A 17,123-nucleotide genomic window follows, 5' to 3' on the forward strand; every position below is an offset into this window, starting at 1 on the left:
CCGCCGCCGACCACAGAGTGACGCCAAGGACCAACGGGGGACAGACCATGCCACTTACCAAGATCGACCGCCGCAGCACGCTTCTCGGCCTTGGCGCCTCGGCCGGGGCGTTGGCGATGGGCACCCGTTTCACCCACGCGCAATCCGCCGCGCCGATCAAGATCGGCTTCCAGAAGCACGCCACGGGCATCGGCGCGGCCTATGGCCGCTGGTACGACGCCACCACCCAGGCCGCCGCCGCCCGCATCAACGAGATGGGCGGGATCAACGGCCGCCCCCTGGAGATCGTGATCGAGGATGACGGCACCGATCCCAAGCGCGGCGCCGAGGTGCTGGAGAAATTCGCGAGCCAGCATGAATGCGACGTGGCCTTCGGGACCTTGTTTTCTCATGTCGTGATCGGCTCCGCCCCCCGCGCGGGTGAGTTGAAGCTGCCCTATTTCGTCGTCTCGGAGGGCCATCACGTCGCTTCCGGCATGCTCAACCGCTACACGCTCCAGCCCGGCATCACCGACGTGAAGAGCCAGGTGCAGTCGATGGCGCCCTTCGTGGCGAACAATCTCGGCAAGAAAGTCACGATGATCTATCCCGACTTCGCCTTCGGCCACGATCACCGCGATTACTTCTCGGCCGCCATCGCGGCACAGGGCGGCGAGGTCGTGGCGAAGATCGCGATCCCGCCGACCGAGACGTCCTTCACCCGCTATTTCCCGCAGATCCCCCGCGAGACGGAAGTGATCTATCACGTCATGGTCGGCCCCGCCGTGCTGACCTTCGTCAAGGAGATGGGGGAGTTCTTCGGTCCGTCCCGCCCCGAGATCTTCGGCTTCATCGACAGCCTGGAGGCGGTGGCCATCGACAGCCCGGGCCTCGAATTCCTGGAAGGCACCTATTTCTGGGAGGGCGCCCCCCGCCATGCCCAGGCGAACCAGACCGAATACGACGCGGCCTTCCGCGCAGCGGTCGGCGTCGACGATCGGGGCGCGTCGGTCGACGATCCGCGCGACATCTCGACCTATGCCCATATGTTCGGCTGCTGGGACACGCTCAACGTCATCAAGGCCGGGATGGAAGCCTCCGGCTATCGGGGGCCGGGCGACCGCGCCGCGCTGATCGAAGCGGTGGAGGCGATGACCGACATGCCGCTGGGGATGGACCACCCGACGGGCGCGAAGCTCTTCAACGGCAAGACCCACCAAGCCTTCGGCGAGCAGCACATCAGCCGCGTCGAGGATGGCAACCTCGTCGTGGTGCACACGGCCAGCATCGAGGACGGGCTCTATGAGGACGAAGTGGACTACACCACTCAGTCGTTCTGAGCGTCATGTCCGTGACATCCCCGCGCGGCCGTCCCCGAGGCGAAGAGGCGCGCGCAGCGCCGATGAGCGGCCGCGCCCTGGCCTGACATGGAGTTCGGCCCCCACCTCCTGCTCGCGGTTCTCGAAGGTCTCGTCACCGCTTCGATCCTTTCGCTGACCGCGATGGGGCTGTCGCTCGTGTTCGGCGTGATGCGGGTGGTCAACGTGGCCCATGGCGAGGCGTTCATGCTGGGCGCGGTGCTGGCCTGGTGGGTGACCGGGCTGGTCGCCGGGCATCCGGCGGTGGGCTTCGTCCTCGCCGCCCTGACCGCGCCGCTGATCGTGGGCGCGCTGGCGGCGGCGTCTGACCGGCTGGTCCTCAAACGGCTGAACTACGACCCCGACCGGACCATCGTCGCGACCATCGGCCTGCTTTATATCGCGCAGCAGACCACGCTGATGACCTTCGGCCCCGATGCGCGGCCCGTCGAGCCACCCTTCAACCAGCGCATCGCCCTGCCCTGGCTGGAGCGGACCGAGGAGGGTTGGACCTGGTTCTATCCCTGGGGGCTGTCGATCACCTCCTACAAGCTCTTCGTGATCGCCGCCGCCGCGGCGATCCTGGTGGCGATCTGGCTGGTCATCACCCGCACCCGCGCGGGCCTCCTGATGCGCGCCACGCAGCAGGACAGCGAGACGGCGCAGGCCTTCGGCATCCCCGTCGGCACGGTCTACAGCGTCGTCTTCGGCATCGGCGCGGCGCTGGCCGCCTTGGGCGCGGTGCTGGTCGTGCCGATCCAGCAGGCGCATTACCTGATGGGGGGCGAGCCGCTCCTGCTCAGCTTTATCGTCGTGATCATCGGCGGGCTGGGCTCGCTGCCGGGCACGGTGATCGCGGCGCTGCTGATCGGGCTGTCGGACGGCATCATCTCGGTCTTCTTCTCGCCGACGCTCGCCAAGATCATCGCGACGCTGCTGGTGGCGATGGTGCTGGTGTTCCGGCCGCAGGGCCTTTTGGGCAAGGCGCAGACGTGACCGACCGGCTGCGCACCGATCTGCTGCATCTGGGCGTGATCGCGGCTCTGGTCGTGCTGTTCCTGACCTTGCCGACCTATTACGCGGGCAATCTCAGCCGGATCATGGTGCTGGCGATCTATGCCATCGGCTACAACCTGCTGTTCGGCTATACGGGGCTGCTGAGCCTCGGCCATGCGATGTTCTTCGCCGCCGGCATGTATGGCTACGGATTGACCGCCCAACTGGCGGGCGTGCCCGCCCTGCCCGCCTTTGCGCTGGGCATCCTCGCCGGGGCCGCGCTGGGTCTGGTCGTGGGGGCGTTGGCGCTCAGGACGGCGGGCGTCGCGTTCATGATCGTGACGCTGATGTTCGCGCAGGCGGCCTATCTGACGATCCTGCATTTCGGCACCTATACGCGGGGCGACGAAGGGTTCGTCGTGCCCTCCGAAGCACGGATCGTCTTTGGCATCGACCTCTCGGGCGAGACCGAGCGCTTCGCCGCGGCGCTGATCCTGTTCGCCTTGGTCCTTCTGGCGACCGGGCGGCTGGTGCGGTCGCGCCTGGGCCGCACCCTGGTCGCCATCCGCGAGAACGAGGAGCGGACGCGGATGCTGGGCTATGACGCGACGCGGCTGAAGCTGATCGCGATCACCCTCTCGGGCGCGCTGTCGGGACTGGCCGGGGCGGCCTATGCGCTGCTCTTCGGCTATGTCGGGGCCAGCTTCGCCGCCGTGCCCTATAGCATCTTCCCGCTGCTCTGGGTGCTCTTGGGCGGGGCGGGCACGACCATCGGCCCGCTGATCGGGGTGTTCTTCATGTTCTACCTGATCGACACAGCCTCCGGCATCACGTTGGCCTATCTGCTCATCGTTGGCGTGGCGCTGGTCTTGTTGACGCTCTTCGCGCCCCAGGGCATCGCCGGGCTCATCAAGCGGAGGCTGCCATGGCTTCCGTGATTCTGGAGACCAAGGGCCTAACCAAGCTCTATGGCGGTCTCGCCGCGAATACGGACGTGGATTTCGAACTGCCGCGCGGCCGGATTACCGCGCTGATCGGGCCGAACGGTGCGGGCAAGTCCACCTTCGTCGGCATGGTCACGGGGCGCATTCCGGCCACGCGGGGGCAGGTGATCTTCGAGGGGCGCGACATCTCCGCCCTGCCCGCCCATGCGCGGATCGCGCTGGGCATGGCCTATACGTTCCAGATCACCTCGATCTTCCCGGGTCTCGACGTGGCCGAGAACGTGGCCCTGGCCGCGCGGCGCACCACCGACGCGGCCCATCTCGACGCGAAGGTTCGCGACACCCTGGCCCGCGTTGGGCTGAACGGGCGCGGCAACGCCTTGGCGGGCGATCTGAGCTACGGGCACCAGCGCCTGCTGGAGATCGCGATGGGCCTGGCGCAGGACCCGCGGCTCTTCATCCTGGACGAGCCGACCCAGGGCCTCGCCGAGAGCGAGGTCGCCGGCTTCATCGACCTCGTCCGCGGGCTGGCGGGCGAGGCGACGATCCTGCTGATCGAGCACAATATGGATGTGGTGATGCAACTCGCCGACCATATCGTCGTGCTCGACCAGGGACAGGTGCTGGCCTCGGGCGCGCCCGAGGCGATTCGCGCCGACCGGGCCGTGCAGTCTGCCTATCTGGGGACGGCGGATGCTTGAGGCGACCTCGCTCCGCGCCGGCTATGGCCCTGTCGAGGTGCTGCACGACGTCTCCCTGACCGCGCGGGCGGGCGAGATCACCTGCCTTCTGGGGCGCAACGGCGCGGGCAAGACCTCCACGCTCAAGGCGCTGATGGGGCTGTTGCCGCTGACCTCCGGCACGGTCACGCTGGACGGCGAGGCGCTCCACGACCTGCCCGCCCACGAGATCCCGAAGCGCGGGATCGGCTACGTCCCCCAGGGCCGCCGCCTGTTCAAGGAATTGACCGTGGCCGAGACCATCGAGGTCGGGCTGATGACCCGCGGCGAAGGGCGCGCCACCCGGGAATGGGTGCTCGATCTCTTCCCCCGCCTGCGGGAGCGGCTGAACCAGCAGGCGGGCACGCTCTCGGGCGGGGAACAGCAGATGCTGGCGACCGCCCGCGCGCTCTGCCTGCGGCCCAAGGTGCTGCTGCTGGACGAGCCGACCGAAGGGCTTCAGCCCTCGATGATCGAGCTGATCCGCGACGTGACCGTGAAGATGCGCGACGAGGGCTATGCCATCCTGCTGGTCGAGCAGCGGATGGACGCGATCCTTGCACTCGCCGACCGGGCCGTCTTTCTGGAGACCGGACGTTCGGTCGAAACCGCCGACGCGGCGCGGCTCCACGCCGATCCCGACCTCCTCCACCACCGCCTGGGAGTCTGACATGGCCAAGCTCGTCATCCGCAACATCGGAAGCATCCTTTCAGGCCGAATCGAAGAGCCGCGTCTGGACGGCGACACGTTGATCGCCGTGGATGGGCGGATCACCGAATGGGGGAGCGATCTCGACACCGAGGGGGCGGATGTCACCGTCGACGCCAATGGCGTGACGCTCTGCCCCGGCCTGATCGACAGCCATGTCCACCCGGTCGTGGGCGACTACACGCCCCGGCAGCAACAGCTCCACTGGATCGATTCGACCCTGCATGGCGGCGTGACAACGATCATCTCGGCGGGCGAGGTGCATATGCCCGGCCGCCCCAACGACCCCGTGGGCACTGTCGCCATGGCGATCGCGGCGCAGCGCTGGTACGACAACCTCCGCCCCTCGGGCATGAAGGTCCATGCGGGCGCGCCGCTGCTCCAAAAGGGGCTGGAGCGGCATCACTTCGAGCAGATGGCCGAGGCAGGCGTGCGACTGATCGGGGAGGTGGGCCTCGGCACCGTCAAGGACGGGACAACCGCCAACGAGATGATCGGCTGGGCGCGGGAGCTGGGCATGAAGTCGACGATCCACACGGGCGGGCCGTCGATCCCCGGCTCGGGCCTGATCGACGCGGATATGGTGCTGGAGACCGGGACGGACGTGGTGGGCCATATCAACGGCGGCCACTCTGCCCTGCCCGACGACCAGATCTGCCGGATCTGCGAACATGCGACAGCGGCGCTGGAGATCGTCCATAACGGGAACGAGCGCGCGGCCCTGCTGACTCTCAAGACCGCGCAGGAGTTGGGCAAGCTCGACCAGATCATCCTCGGGACCGACGGGCCCGCGGGCTCGGGCGTGCAGCCGCTGGGCATCCTGCGGATGGTGGCGATGCTGTCGAGCCTGGGCGACGTGCCCGCCGAGATCGCCTTTTGCTTTGCCACCGGCAACACGGCGCGGCGGCGCGAGCTGGATGTCGGCATGATCGAGGCGGGGCGCGCGGCGGATTTCGTGCTCATGGACCAAGCGCAGCATGCGCCGGGGGCGGATCTGCTGGAATCGGTGAAGCTCGGGAACCTGCCCGGCGTGGGCATGACCATCATCGACGGGAAGGTCACCTCCATGCGCAGCCGCAACACGCCGCCCGCAACGCGGCTGCCCTCGGTGGTCTGAGCGCCCGCATGCTCGATCACCGGCCGGACGGTTCTCAGCGGAGGGAGGGTCCGGACCGTCGCAACAGAGGGCTGCGCTCGGCCTACGCGAAAACCGGCAACCTGTTGCACGGATGTCGCAGCTTCACGAAGGGGCGTGACGTTCGGGGCGTCGCAGGATACATGCGCAGCGACGCTGGCGTCTTTCGTCCGGCCCCCAAAGCGCTTCGGACCCTGTCCGCGCCTTGAAGGATCAGCTTCATGCCAAAAGACACGATCACCCCGCCTACTGCCGAAGCCCTGGCTCAGGACGTGCTCGCGCACCTCCAGACCACGCTCGCCAAGCGGCAGTCCTCGGCCACCGACCATGACTGGCGCGTGGCCCTGTCGCTCGCGATCCGCGACCGAGTCGTCACGCCCTGGCTCGACAGCCTTCAGCGAACCTCCGAGACCGGCGGCAAGGAGGTCTATTACCTCTCGCTCGAATTCCTGATCGGCCGGCTGATCGAGGACGTCACGATAAATCTCGGCCTTGAGGACGTCGCCCGCGAGGCGATGGCGCAACTGGGCCAGGACTATACCGCCCTGGCCGCGCAGGAGCCGGACGCCGCCCTGGGCAATGGCGGCCTGGGCCGTCTCGCCGCCTGCTTCATGGACAGCCTCTCGACTCTGGGCATCCCGGCCCATGGCTATGGCATCCGCTATGAACACGGCCTCTTCGAGCAGCATTTCCAAAAGGGCGTGCAGGTCGAGACCGCCGAGGCCTGGCTCGCCGAGCAGCATGTCTGGGAATTCGAGCGCCCCGAGGTCGCCTACCGCATCGGCTTCGGCGGCCATGTCGATTACGACGCCGAGGGCCGCGCCACCTGGCACCCCGCCCAAGAGGTGATCGCCCAGGCCTATGACACGCCCACGGTGGGTTGGCAGGCCAAGTGGGTCAACACGCTGCGCCTCTGGTCGGCGAAGCCCGTGGTTCATTTCGACCTCGCGGCGTTCAACCGGGGCGACTATATCGGCGCCTCCGCCTCCGAAGCGCTGGCCCGCACGCTCAGCCGCGTCCTCTATCCCGACGACACCACCGAGCAGGGGCGCGAGCTGCGCCTCAAGCAGGAATATTTCTTCGTCGCCGCCTCGCTGCGCGACCTCGTGCGGCGGCACCTGAAGGAGGGCCGCGCGCTCTCGACCCTGCCCGACTATGCCGCGATCCAGCTCAACGACACCCACCCGGCGCTGGCCGGGCCGGAGCTGATCCGCCTGCTGGTGGACGAGCACGGGATGGAATTCGAGACAGCGGTCAAGACCGCGCGCGCCTGCCTGGGCTACACTAACCACACCCTGCTGCCCGAGGCGCTGGAGCGTTGGTCCGAGGGCCTGATGAAGCATGTCCTGCCCCGGCACTATGCAATCATCTGCCTGCTCAACATGGCCTCGCTGGACGAGACCGGCACCGCAATCCTCGATCATGGCGAGGTGCGGATGGGCGAGTTGGCCTTCGTGATGGCGCATAAGGTGAACGGCGTCTCGGCGCTGCATACCGAACTGGTGAAGGAGACGCTCTTTGCCGACCTGCACAAGGCTTATCCCGACCGGATCGTGAACCAGACCAACGGCGTCACGCCCCGGCGCTGGCTGCATTCCGCCAACCCGGCGCTCTCCGCGCTCATCACCGAGACGATCGGCGAGGGCTGGGTCGCCGACCTGGAGCGCCTGCGGGAGCTGGAGCCGCATATCGGCACCGCCGCCTTCGACGCCCGCTTTGCTGATGCCAAGCGCGCAAACAAGGCCAAGCTGTCGGACTGGCTGCGGCAGGTCCACGGGGCGTCGGTCGACCCGGACGCGATGTTCGACATCCAGATCAAGCGCATCCACGAGTATAAGCGCCAGCTGCTCAACATCCTGGAGACCGTCGCGCTGTGGAACGACATACGTGACAACCCGAACGGGGACTGGACGCCGCGGGTGAAGATCTTCGGCGGCAAGGCCGCGCCCGGCTATGTCATGGCCAAGTCGATCATCCGGCTGATCAACGATGTCGGCGCCACCATCAACGCCGATCCCGTGACGCGCGACCTGCTGCAGGTGGTCTATCCCGAGAACTACAACGTCTCGATGGCCGAGCGGCTGATCCCCGCCTGCGACCTCTCGGAGCAGATCAGCACGGCCGGCAAGGAGGCGTCGGGCACCGGCAACATGAAGCTCAGCCTCAACGGCGCGCTGACCATCGGCACGCTGGACGGCGCCAATGTCGAGATCCGAGAGCATGTGGGCGCGGAGAACTTCTTCCTCTTCGGCCTGACCGCCGAAGAAGTCCGCCAGCGCCGCACCAAGCCCGGCCATGCCCGCTCCGCCATCGAGGCAAGCCCGCGGCTCAAACGGGTGCTGGGTCAGATCGCGAACGGGCTCTTCACGGGGGGCGAGGCGCGCTATGGCGACATCCTGGGGATGTTGTGGGACAGCGATTACTTCCTCGTCACCGCGGACTTCGACAGTTATTACGCCACACAGAGAGAGATCGACGCCGCCTATCGCGATCAGTCGGACTGGACGCGCAAAGCCGCGCTGCAAACGGCGCGGATGGGCTGGTTCAGCTCGGATCGCACGATCTCGGGCTATGCCGGGAACATTTGGAACGCGGCGTCGTTGCTGTAAGGGGAAATCAAAGGGGACCGCATGACCGGACTATCCGAGCAAGACATCGATCGCCTCGTCGCAGGCACCCATGACGACCCGTTTTCGGTACTGGGCCTGCACGAGGTCGGAGGAAAGCTCGCGATACGCGCCTATATTCCGGGCGCGGTATCCATCACGGCGCGGGACGCCAAGACAGGACGCCGGATCGCGGAATTGAATCCCGTCCGCGACGGCGTCTTCGAGGCGGTGACGCGCCGCAAGAACCGCTTCGCCTACCGGCTGCATGTGACCAATCACGACAGCAGCTGGGAGACGGGCGACCCTTACGCCTTCGGCCCCGTCATGGGCGATCTCGACGAGCATCTCATCGGCGAAGGCTCCCACCGGCAGCTGTGGCGCGTCCTGGGCGCGCATGTGATGACCCATGAGGGCGTTCAGGGCACGCATTTCGCGGTCTGGGCGCCGACCGCCAAGCGGGTGTCGGTCGTGGGCGATTTCAACGTCTGGGACGGACGGCGCCACGTCCTGCGCCGCCGGGGCGCGACCGGCGTATGGGAGATCTTCATTCCCGAGATCGGCGACGGGGAACGCTACAAGTACGAGTTGCTCGGGCCCGACGGGCATCTCCTGCCGCAGAAGGCCGACCCGTTCGGTTTCGGGGCCGAACATCCGCCGGCCACCGCCTCCATCGTGCGCAGCCTGGACGGCTTCGACTGGTCCGACGCCGACTGGATGGGCACGCGCGCCGACCGTATCGCCATCGACGCGCCGGTCTCGATCTACGAGGTGCATCTCGGCTCCTGGAAGCGGGTCCCCGAGGAGGGCAACCGCCCGCTCTCCTACCTAGAGCTGGCGCGCGATCTGACGGCTTACGTCAAGGATATGGGCTTCACCCATATCGAGTTGATGCCGATCAGCGAGTTCCCTTTCGACGGCTCCTGGGGGTATCAGCCCATCGGCCTCTATGCGCCGACCATCCGCCACGGCACCCTTCAGGAGTTCCGCGCCTTCGTGGAGGCCTGCCATGCGACAGGTCTGGGTCTGATCCTGGACTGGGTGCCCGGGCACTTCCCCGAGGACCAGCATGGCCTGGGCTGGTTCGACGGCTCGCACCTCTATGAGCATGCCGACCGGCGGGAAGGCTTCCACCCGGACTGGAACACGCTGGTCTTCAATTACGGCCGGCGCGAGGTGTCCAACTATCTGACGGCCAACGCGCTCTATTGGCTGGACGAGCATCACGTGGACGGCTTGCGCGTCGACGCGGTTGCCTCGATGCTCTACCGCGACTACAGCCGCAAGGACGGGGAGTGGATCCCCAACAAGGATGGCGGCCGAGAGAACCTGGAAGCCATCGCCTTCCTGCAATCGACCAATATGACCGCCTATGCGGAGCACCCGGGCTGCGTCACCGTCGCCGAGGAGTCGACCGCCTTCCCGGGCGTGACCGGCATGGTCGATGGCGGCGGGCTGGGCTTTGGCTACAAGTGGAACATGGGGTGGATGAACGACACCCTCCGCTACATGGCCGAAGACCCGATCAACCGGAAATACCATCACGGTCTGATGACCTTCGGGCTGCACTACGCCTTCTCGGAGAATTTCATCCTGCCGATCAGCCATGACGAGGTGGTGCACGGGAAGGGCTCGCTGCTGGACAAGATGCCCGGCGACGGCGACCAGAAATTCGCCAATATGCGCGCCTATCTCGGCTTCATGTGGGCGCATCCGGGCAAGAAGCTTTTGTTTATGGGCTGCGAGTTCGCCCAGGGGCGCGAATGGAACCATAACGCCTCGCTCGACTGGCATCTGCTGGACCACCCGCTGCACAAGGGCATGCAAGACCTCGTGCGGGATCTCAACGCCACCTACCGCGCCGTCCCCGCGCTCCATGAGCGCGACACGAAGGCCGAGGGCTTCGATTGGGTCGAGGGCGGCGCGGTCGAGGAATCGATGTTCGTCTGGCTCCGCCAGGGTGCCGAGGGCACGCCCCCGGCCCTGGTCGTGTGCAACATGACGCCGGTGCATCGTCCCGGCCGCCGGATCGGCGTGTCCGAGCCGGGCCGGTGGGTGCTGCGCATGAACACGGACGCCGCCGCCTATGGCGGCACCGGCACGCAAACCGCGGACGCGCACATGACGGAGGAGGTGGCCAGTGCGGGTCGGCCGCACTCCATCGTGATGGACGTGCCGCCGCTCTCGACGCTCATCTTCGAGCTGGAGCGTTAAGGAACAAAAGGGAGGAGGAGACCCGCAATGAGCAACGATCGCGAAGCGCTGCGCCTGGCACAACAAAGCATGGCCTTCATTCTGGCCGGAGGCCGGGGCAGCCGTCTTTACGAGCTGACGGATATCCGCGCGAAACCGGCGATGTATTTCGGCGGCAAGACCCGGATCATCGACTTTCCGCTGTCGAACTCGGTGAACTCGGGCATCCGCCGCATCGCCGTGGCCACGCAATACAAGGCGCATTCGCTGATCCGCCACCTTCAGCGCGGCTGGTCCTTCTTCCGGGCCGAACGCAACGAAGGGCTCGATATCCTGCCCGCGTCGCAACAGATGGGGAACGACAACTGGTATAAGGGCACGGCGGACGCGGTCGCTCAGAACATCGCCATCATCAAGGGATACGGGCCGAAATACATCCTGATCCTGGCCGGGGACCATATCTACAAGCAAGACTACTCCCTGATGATCAAGCACCATGTCGACAGCGGCGCCGACGTCACCGTCGGCTGCGTCGAGGTGCCCCGGGAGGAAGCGTCGGCCTTCGGCGTGATGCATGTCGACGAGAACGACAAGATCCTGGACTTCATGGAAAAGCCGGCCGATCCTCCGGCGATGCCCGGCCATCCGGATCTCGCTCTGGCGTCGATGGGGATCTACGTCTTCGAGGCGGAATACCTATATAAGCTGCTCGAAGAGGACGCGGCCGACGAGAGCAGCGAGAACGATTTCGGCAAGAACATCATCCCCAAGATCGTCGAGACCGGCTTGGCCGTCGCACACCCGTTCAGCCGGTCCTGCGTGAAGACCGGCATCGAGAAGAAGGCCTATTGGCGCGATGTCGGCACGGTCGACGCCTTCTGGCAGGCAAATATCGACCTGACCGATTTCACGCCTGAGTTGGACCTTTTCGACAACGAATGGCCGATCTGGACCTATTCCGAGCTGACACCCCCCGCCAAGTTCATCCACAATGAAGAGGGGCGGCGCGGGTCTGCGACATCCTCGATGGTCTCGGGCGGGTGCATCATCTCGGGCTCGTCCCTGGACCGCTGCCTGCTATTCACCGGCGTGCGGGCGCATAGCTATTCCGAGCTCTCGGGCGTTGTGGCGATGCCCTATGCCGAGATCGGGCGGAAAGCGAAGCTGAAGAACGTGGTCATCGACCGGGGGGTCAAGATCCCCGAGGGCCTGACCGTCGGCTATGACGCCGAGGCGGACGAACGGCGCTTCCGCCGGACCAAGAATGGCGTCTGCCTGATCACCCAGAAGATGATCGACGCGCTGGACGCCTGATGCAGATCCTCTTCGTCGCCTCGGAATGCGCGCCCTTCGTAAAGACGGGCGGGCTGGCCGATGTCATCGGCGCGGTGCCCAAGGCGCTGGCGCCGCTGGGTGCCCGCGTCCGCGTCCTGCTGCCCGCCTACCCCGCCCTCTCGGCGCAGGTCGCGCAGGGCGCGGAGGTGATGGCGCTCGACGACCTGATGGGCGGGCCCGCGCGCGTCCTGGCGATCGAGGCGCAGGGCGTCGACCTGCTCCTGCTCGATGCGCCGCATCTCTACGACCGGCCGGGCAATATCTATCTCGGCCCCGATGGGCGGGACTGGCACGACAATTGGGCACGCTTCGCCGCCCTGTCGCGCGTCGGCGCGATGGTGGCCCAGGGCGCGCTGGGCGATTGGGCGCCGGACGTGGTCAACGCCCATGACTGGCAGGCGGGGCTCGTGCCCGCCTATCTGGCCGAGGCGGGCACGCGGGTGCCTTCGGTCGTGACCATCCACAACATCGCCTTCCAAGGTGTATTCGGCCCCGAGATCCTGGGGCAGATTGGCCTGCCGGGGCACTGGCACAGCGTCGATCGGGGCGAGTATTATGGCGGCTTCAGCTATCTCAAGGCCGGGCTCATGGCCTGCGACCGGATCACCACCGTCTCCCCGACCTATGCGCGCGAGCTGATGCGTGGAGAGTTCGGCATGGGGCTGGACGGCGTGATGCGCGCCCGCCGCGCGGACCTGTCGGGGATCGTGAACGGCATCGACCTGGACGCCTGGAACCCCGAGACCGACCCAGCCCTGCCTGCGCCCTACGGCGCCCGCACCCTGGGCAGGAAGGCCGCCAATCGCGACGCGCTCATGGTCCGGTTCGGGCTGGAGCCCGGCAGCGGACCGCTCTTCTGCGTCGTCTCGCGCCTGACCGAGCAGAAGGGACTGGACCTGCTGCTGGAGGCGATCCCGACCCTGCTCGCGCGGGACGCGCGCCTGGCCCTGCTGGGCAGTGGCGAGAAATGGATGGAGGACGCGTTCTCCGGTGCGGCCGCACGCCACGCCGGCCGGATCGGCACGGTGATCGGATATGACGAAGGTCTGTCCCACCTGATGCAGGGCGGCAGCGACGCGATCCTCATCCCCTCCCGCTTCGAGCCCTGCGGGCTGACCCAGCTCTATGGATTGCGCTATGGCACGGTGCCGGTCGTCGCCCGCACGGGCGGCTTGGCCGACACGGTGATCGACGCCAATCCGGCCGCGATCGAGGCGGGCGTGGCGACGGGCGTGCAATTCTCCCCCATCGACGCGCTGGGCCTGCAAGACGCCATCAACCGGACCTGCGATCTCTTCGAGGATCAGACGGGCTGGGCCGCGATGCAGCGCCGGGGAATGAAGCAGCCGGTCGGGTGGAATTCGTCAGCACAAGCTTACCTCTCCCTCTTCCGCTCTCTGGGCTGACATGACCACCTATGACATCCGGGCCGGCACGGCCCATACCATGGGCGTGACCCATGACGGGGACGGCGCGAATTTCGCCGTCTTCTCCGCCAATGCGGACCGGATCGAGCTGTGCCTCTTTTCCGAGGACGGCCGCAAGGAAACCGCTCGGCTGACCCTGCCCGAGCGCACGGGGCCAGTCTGGCACGGCTATGTCCCCGGCCTGCCCTATGGCACGCTCTACGGCTACCGCGCCCATGGGCTCTATGCGCCGGATCAGGGCCATCGCTTCAACCCCCACAAGCTGCTGATCGACCCTTACACGCGGGAGCTTTCGGGCGACTTCACCAACGATCCCGCGACCTACGGGTTCGACCTCGCCCACCCCGAACGGGATCGGACCCCGTCCAAGGCCGATAGCGCGGCCTATGTCCCGAAATCCGTCATCTCCCATCCTGATCTGTTCGAGCCAGCGCTCGCGCCGCTCGACGGTCGCCCCCTGTCGGAGCTGATCTACGAAGCCCATCCCAAGGGCCTGACGATCCAGCATCCCGACATCGAAGAGCGCCTGCGCGGCACCTATGAGGGGCTCTGCGCCGACCCGATCCTGGACCATCTCGACAAGCTGGGTGTGACCACGGTCGAATTGTTGCCGGTGCATGCCTTTCCGGATGACGGATTTCTGCTCGACAAGGGGCTGCGGAACTACTGGGGCTACAACACCATAGGCTTTTTCGCCCCCAGCCCGCGTTACTTCGGGCCTGCGGGTTTCGCCGGCTTCCGCCACATGGTGCGGCGCTTCCACGAGGCGGGGATCCGGGTGATCCTGGACGTGGTCTACAACCACACCGCCGAGGGCGACCATCTGGGGCCGACGCTCTGCTATCGCGGTCTCGACAATGCCAGCTATTACCGGTTGATCCCGGGGCAGCGGCGGTTCTACGTGAACGACACGGGGACCGGCAACACGCTGGACCTGACGCGACCCTATGTGCTGCGCATGGTGCTGGACAGCCTACGCTTCTGGGTCACGCAGATGGGGGTGGACGGGTTCCGCTTCGACCTCGCCACGACGCTCGGGCGCGAGGCGCATGGCTTCGACCCGCATGGCGGCTTCTTCGACGCGCTGCGGCAGGACCCGGTCCTAAGCAAGACGCGGCTCATCGCGGAACCCTGGGATATCGGCCCGGGCGGCTATCAGCTGGGCAGCTTCCCGCACGAGTTCAGCGAGTGGAACGACACCTTCCGCGACACGGTGCGGGGCTATTGGCGCGGCGATCCCCATGCGACGCAAAGCCTGGGCGGCAAGCTGCTGGGCTCCGCCGACCCGTTCGACCGGGACGGGCGGCGGCCCTGGGCCAGCGTGAATTTCGTCACCGCCCATGACGGCTTCACCCTGGCCGATACCTGCGCCTATGCCGAAAAACACAACGAAGCCAATCTGGAGGACAATCGGGACGGCCATTCCCATAACGTCTCGGACAATATGGGCGTGGAAGGGCCGACCGACGACCCGGAGATCCTGGCCGCCCGCGCCCAGCGCGCGCGCAACCTGCTGGCCACGGTTTTCCTGTCCCAAGGGACGCCGATGATCCTGGCCGGGGACGAGATGGGCAATTCCCAAGGCGGCAACAACAACGCCTATTGCCAGGACAACGAGATAGGCTGGGTGGATTGGACGGGGGATGCGGCGCTGACCGCCTTCGTCTCGCGCCTTTCGGCCTTCCGCCGCCAGCATTCGGTGCTGCGGCAGCTTCATTTCCTGCACGGGCGCAAGCGCGCGGCCGATGCCCTGCCCGATGTGGTGTGGCGCGACTTCGCGGGTCAGCCGCTGGAATGGCGCGACCCCGGGCTCGATCGCTTGGTGCTGGTCCTGCGCTCCTCGGCCGAGACCACCGTGGGCGAGGACGATGCCGACGCCGTGCTGCTTGCCTTCAACCGCTCGGAAAAGCCGGGCCGGGTGAAGCTGCCGCGCCCGCCCTCGGGCGGGCGCTGGGTTCGCAGGATCGACACCGCCGCCCCCGACGCGGCCCCCACCGCCGAGACCGGCACGGCCGCCATCGCGGGCGCCTCGGTCCTGGCCCTCTCGATTGACATGACAGGAGGTCCCCTATGACCCGCCACGCCACCCAGCCCATCGACGGACAGAAGCCCGGCACCTCGGGCCTGCGCAAGAAGACCCGCATGTTCATGCAGCCCGGCTATCTGGAGAATTTCGTCCAGAGCATCTTCGACGGGATCGGCGGGGCAGCGGGCAAGACCTTCGTCGTCGGTGGCGACGGGCGCTATTTCAATGCCGAGGCGATCCAGACGATCCTCAAGATGGCCGCCGCCAACGGCGCCGCCCGGGTGATCGTGGGCCAGGACGGCCTGCTCTCGACGCCCGCCGCCTCGCATCTGATCCGGCTCAACAAGACCGATGGCGGGATCATCCTCTCGGCCAGCCACAATCCCGGCGGGCCCGACGAGGATTTCGGCGTCAAGTTCAACACCCCCAATGGCGGCCCCGCCCCCGAAGGCGTGACCAACGCGATCTTCGCCCGCACCAAGGAGATCGACGCCTATCACAAGCTGGACGTGGCCGATGTCGATCTCGGCACGCTGGGCGAGACTTCGGTGGGCGACATGGCCGTGACGGTGGTGGACCCGGTCGCGGATTACGAGGCGCTGATGGCCTCGATCTTCGACTTCGGCGCCATTCGCGCTATGATCGCCGGCGGCTTCACCATCAGCTTCGACGCCATGCATGCCGTCACCGGCCCCTATGCGACCAAGATCATCGAAGGCACGCTGGGCGCGCCCGCGGGCTCGGTCGTCAACGGCACGCCCAGCCCGGATTTCGGCGGCGGCCACCCGGACCCGAACCCGGTCTGGGCCAAGACGCTGATGGACAGGATGATGGGTCCGAACGCCCCCGATTTCGGCGCCGCCTCGGACGGCGACGGCGATCGCAATATGATCGTCGGGCGGGGCTGCTATGTGTCGCCCTCGGACAGTCTCGCCGTGCTCGCCGCCAACGCGACCCACATCCCGGCCTATGCCAAGGGCCTCGCGGGCGTGGCGCGCTCCATGCCGACCAGTGCCGCCGCCGACCGCGTGGCCGAAAAGCTCGGCATCGGCATCTACGAGACGCCCACCGGATGGAAGTTCTTCGGCAACCTGCTGGATGCCGGCAAGGTCACGATCTGTGGCGAAGAGAGCGCCGGGACCGGCTCCGACCATGTGCGCGAGAAGGACGGGCTCTGGGCCGTGCTGTTCTGGCTCAACCTGCTGGCCGCGCGGAAGGCGTCGGTGGCCGAAGTGATGCAGGACCACTGGGCGACCTATGGGCGCAACTACTACACAAGGCTCGATTATGAGGCCGTCCCGACCGAGGCCGCCAGCGCCCTGATGGACGGCGTGCGCGACCGGCTGGGCGCCCTGCCCGGCCAGAGCTTCGCGGGTCTCACCGTCGAGAAGGCCGACGAGTTCAGCTACCACGACCCGGTCGATGGCTCAGAGAGCCACGGCCAGGGCCTGCGCATCTGGTACGAGGGCGGCGCGCGCGCCGTTCTGCGCACCTCAGGCACGGGGACCGAGGGCGCGACGATCCGCTGCTATCTGGAGGCGTTCGACGGCGAAGTGCTGGACGACCCCACCAAGCTCGACGCCGTGCGGGCGGCGACGATGGAACTGGCCGGCTTCCAGAGCCATATCGGCCGGACGGAACCCGACGTCACGACGTGACCCCGCGCGGGCGCCCTCGGGCGCCCGCCTCCGGCCTC

At 67.1% G+C, this 17,123-nt stretch carries 12 protein-coding genes; all 12 read left to right on the forward strand.

Annotation, left to right across the window (positions count from 1 at the left end; translation table 11 throughout):
- Positions 1-47: 47 nt before the first annotated feature.
- The 12 genes from DTQ71_RS07260 to DTQ71_RS07315 all read left to right on the forward strand — a co-directional run bounded on the left by DTQ71_RS07260 (position 48) and on the right by DTQ71_RS07315 (position 17,085).
- Positions 48-1,319, forward strand: a complete 1,272-nt coding sequence (locus tag DTQ71_RS07260) for an ABC transporter substrate-binding protein (protein WP_109563599.1) — start codon at positions 48-50, stop codon at positions 1,317-1,319.
- Between the two features lie 87 nt (positions 1,320-1,406).
- Positions 1,407-2,333 carry a branched-chain amino acid ABC transporter permease gene (locus DTQ71_RS07265; RefSeq protein WP_109563600.1) on the forward strand — a complete coding sequence of 309 codons (927 nt, stop codon included), beginning with the start codon at positions 1,407-1,409 and terminating at the stop codon, positions 2,331-2,333.
- Positions 2,334-2,341: 8 nt separating this feature from the next.
- Positions 2,342-3,271 carry a branched-chain amino acid ABC transporter permease gene (locus tag DTQ71_RS07270; protein ID WP_109563784.1) on the forward strand — a complete coding sequence of 310 codons (930 nt, stop codon included), beginning with the start codon at positions 2,342-2,344 and terminating at the stop codon, positions 3,269-3,271.
- Positions 3,259-3,978, forward strand: coding sequence for an ABC transporter ATP-binding protein (locus DTQ71_RS07275; protein ID WP_109563601.1), 720 nt, complete (start codon positions 3,259-3,261; stop codon positions 3,976-3,978). The genes DTQ71_RS07270 and DTQ71_RS07275 overlap by 13 nt, the downstream gene beginning before the upstream one ends.
- Positions 3,971-4,666 carry an ABC transporter ATP-binding protein gene (locus tag DTQ71_RS07280; RefSeq protein WP_109563602.1) on the forward strand — a complete coding sequence of 232 codons (696 nt, stop codon included), beginning with the start codon at positions 3,971-3,973 and terminating at the stop codon, positions 4,664-4,666. Before DTQ71_RS07275 ends, DTQ71_RS07280 begins: the two co-directional genes overlap by 8 nt.
- 1 nt (position 4,667) lies before the next feature.
- Positions 4,668-5,822 (forward strand): amidohydrolase family protein, encoded by a 1,155-nt coding sequence (locus tag DTQ71_RS07285; protein WP_109563603.1) that lies wholly within the window; start codon positions 4,668-4,670, stop codon positions 5,820-5,822.
- A gap of 239 nt (positions 5,823-6,061) precedes the next feature.
- Positions 6,062-8,449 carry a glycogen/starch/alpha-glucan phosphorylase gene (locus DTQ71_RS07290; protein WP_109563604.1) on the forward strand — a complete coding sequence of 796 codons (2,388 nt, stop codon included), beginning with the start codon at positions 6,062-6,064 and terminating at the stop codon, positions 8,447-8,449.
- 21 nt (positions 8,450-8,470) lie between these two features.
- Positions 8,471-10,660 carry a 1,4-alpha-glucan branching protein GlgB gene (glgB, locus tag DTQ71_RS07295; protein WP_109563605.1) on the forward strand — a complete coding sequence of 730 codons (2,190 nt, stop codon included), beginning with the start codon at positions 8,471-8,473 and terminating at the stop codon, positions 10,658-10,660.
- Positions 10,661-10,687: 27 nt separating this feature from the next.
- On the forward strand, positions 10,688-11,953 hold the full coding sequence (gene glgC / locus DTQ71_RS07300; RefSeq protein WP_109563606.1) for a glucose-1-phosphate adenylyltransferase: 1,266 nt from the start codon (positions 10,688-10,690) through the stop codon (positions 11,951-11,953).
- A complete protein-coding gene (glgA, locus tag DTQ71_RS07305) occupies positions 11,953-13,380 on the forward strand; it encodes a glycogen synthase GlgA (RefSeq protein ID WP_109563607.1) in 1,428 nt (475 codons plus the stop codon). Before glgC ends, glgA begins: the two co-directional genes overlap by 1 nt.
- A gap of 1 nt (position 13,381) precedes the next feature.
- Positions 13,382-15,475, forward strand: coding sequence for a glycogen debranching protein GlgX (gene glgX / locus DTQ71_RS07310; protein ID WP_109563608.1), 2,094 nt, complete (start codon positions 13,382-13,384; stop codon positions 15,473-15,475).
- Positions 15,472-17,085, forward strand: coding sequence for an alpha-D-glucose phosphate-specific phosphoglucomutase (locus DTQ71_RS07315; protein ID WP_109563609.1), 1,614 nt, complete (start codon positions 15,472-15,474; stop codon positions 17,083-17,085). Before glgX ends, DTQ71_RS07315 begins: the two co-directional genes overlap by 4 nt.
- The last annotated feature ends 38 nt before the right edge of the window (positions 17,086-17,123 follow it).

This window comes from Jannaschia seohaensis, from assembly GCF_900116765.1.
GTDB classification, from domain to species: domain Bacteria; phylum Pseudomonadota; class Alphaproteobacteria; order Rhodobacterales; family Rhodobacteraceae; genus Jannaschia; species Jannaschia seohaensis.

Excerpts from the sequence above, each read along its gene's own strand:
- DTQ71_RS07260 (WP_109563599.1), top strand. The coding sequence starts at position 48 with ATGCCACTTACCAAGATCGACCGCCGCAGCACGCTTCTCGGCCTTGGC.
- DTQ71_RS07265 (WP_109563600.1), top strand. The coding sequence starts at position 1,407 with ATGGAGTTCGGCCCCCACCTCCTGCTCGCGGTTCTCGAAGGTCTCGTC.
- DTQ71_RS07275 (WP_109563601.1), top strand. The coding sequence starts at position 3,259 with ATGGCTTCCGTGATTCTGGAGACCAAGGGCCTAACCAAGCTCTATGGC.
- DTQ71_RS07280 (WP_109563602.1), top strand. The coding sequence starts at position 3,971 with ATGCTTGAGGCGACCTCGCTCCGCGCCGGCTATGGCCCTGTCGAGGTG.
- DTQ71_RS07285 (WP_109563603.1), top strand. The coding sequence starts at position 4,668 with ATGGCCAAGCTCGTCATCCGCAACATCGGAAGCATCCTTTCAGGCCGA.
- DTQ71_RS07290 (WP_109563604.1), top strand. The coding sequence starts at position 6,062 with ATGCCAAAAGACACGATCACCCCGCCTACTGCCGAAGCCCTGGCTCAG.
- glgB (WP_109563605.1), top strand. The coding sequence starts at position 8,471 with ATGACCGGACTATCCGAGCAAGACATCGATCGCCTCGTCGCAGGCACC.
- glgC (WP_109563606.1), top strand. The coding sequence starts at position 10,688 with ATGAGCAACGATCGCGAAGCGCTGCGCCTGGCACAACAAAGCATGGCC.
- glgA (WP_109563607.1), top strand. The coding sequence starts at position 11,953 with ATGCAGATCCTCTTCGTCGCCTCGGAATGCGCGCCCTTCGTAAAGACG.
- glgX (WP_109563608.1), top strand. The coding sequence starts at position 13,382 with ATGACCACCTATGACATCCGGGCCGGCACGGCCCATACCATGGGCGTG.
- DTQ71_RS07315 (WP_109563609.1), top strand. The coding sequence starts at position 15,472 with ATGACCCGCCACGCCACCCAGCCCATCGACGGACAGAAGCCCGGCACC.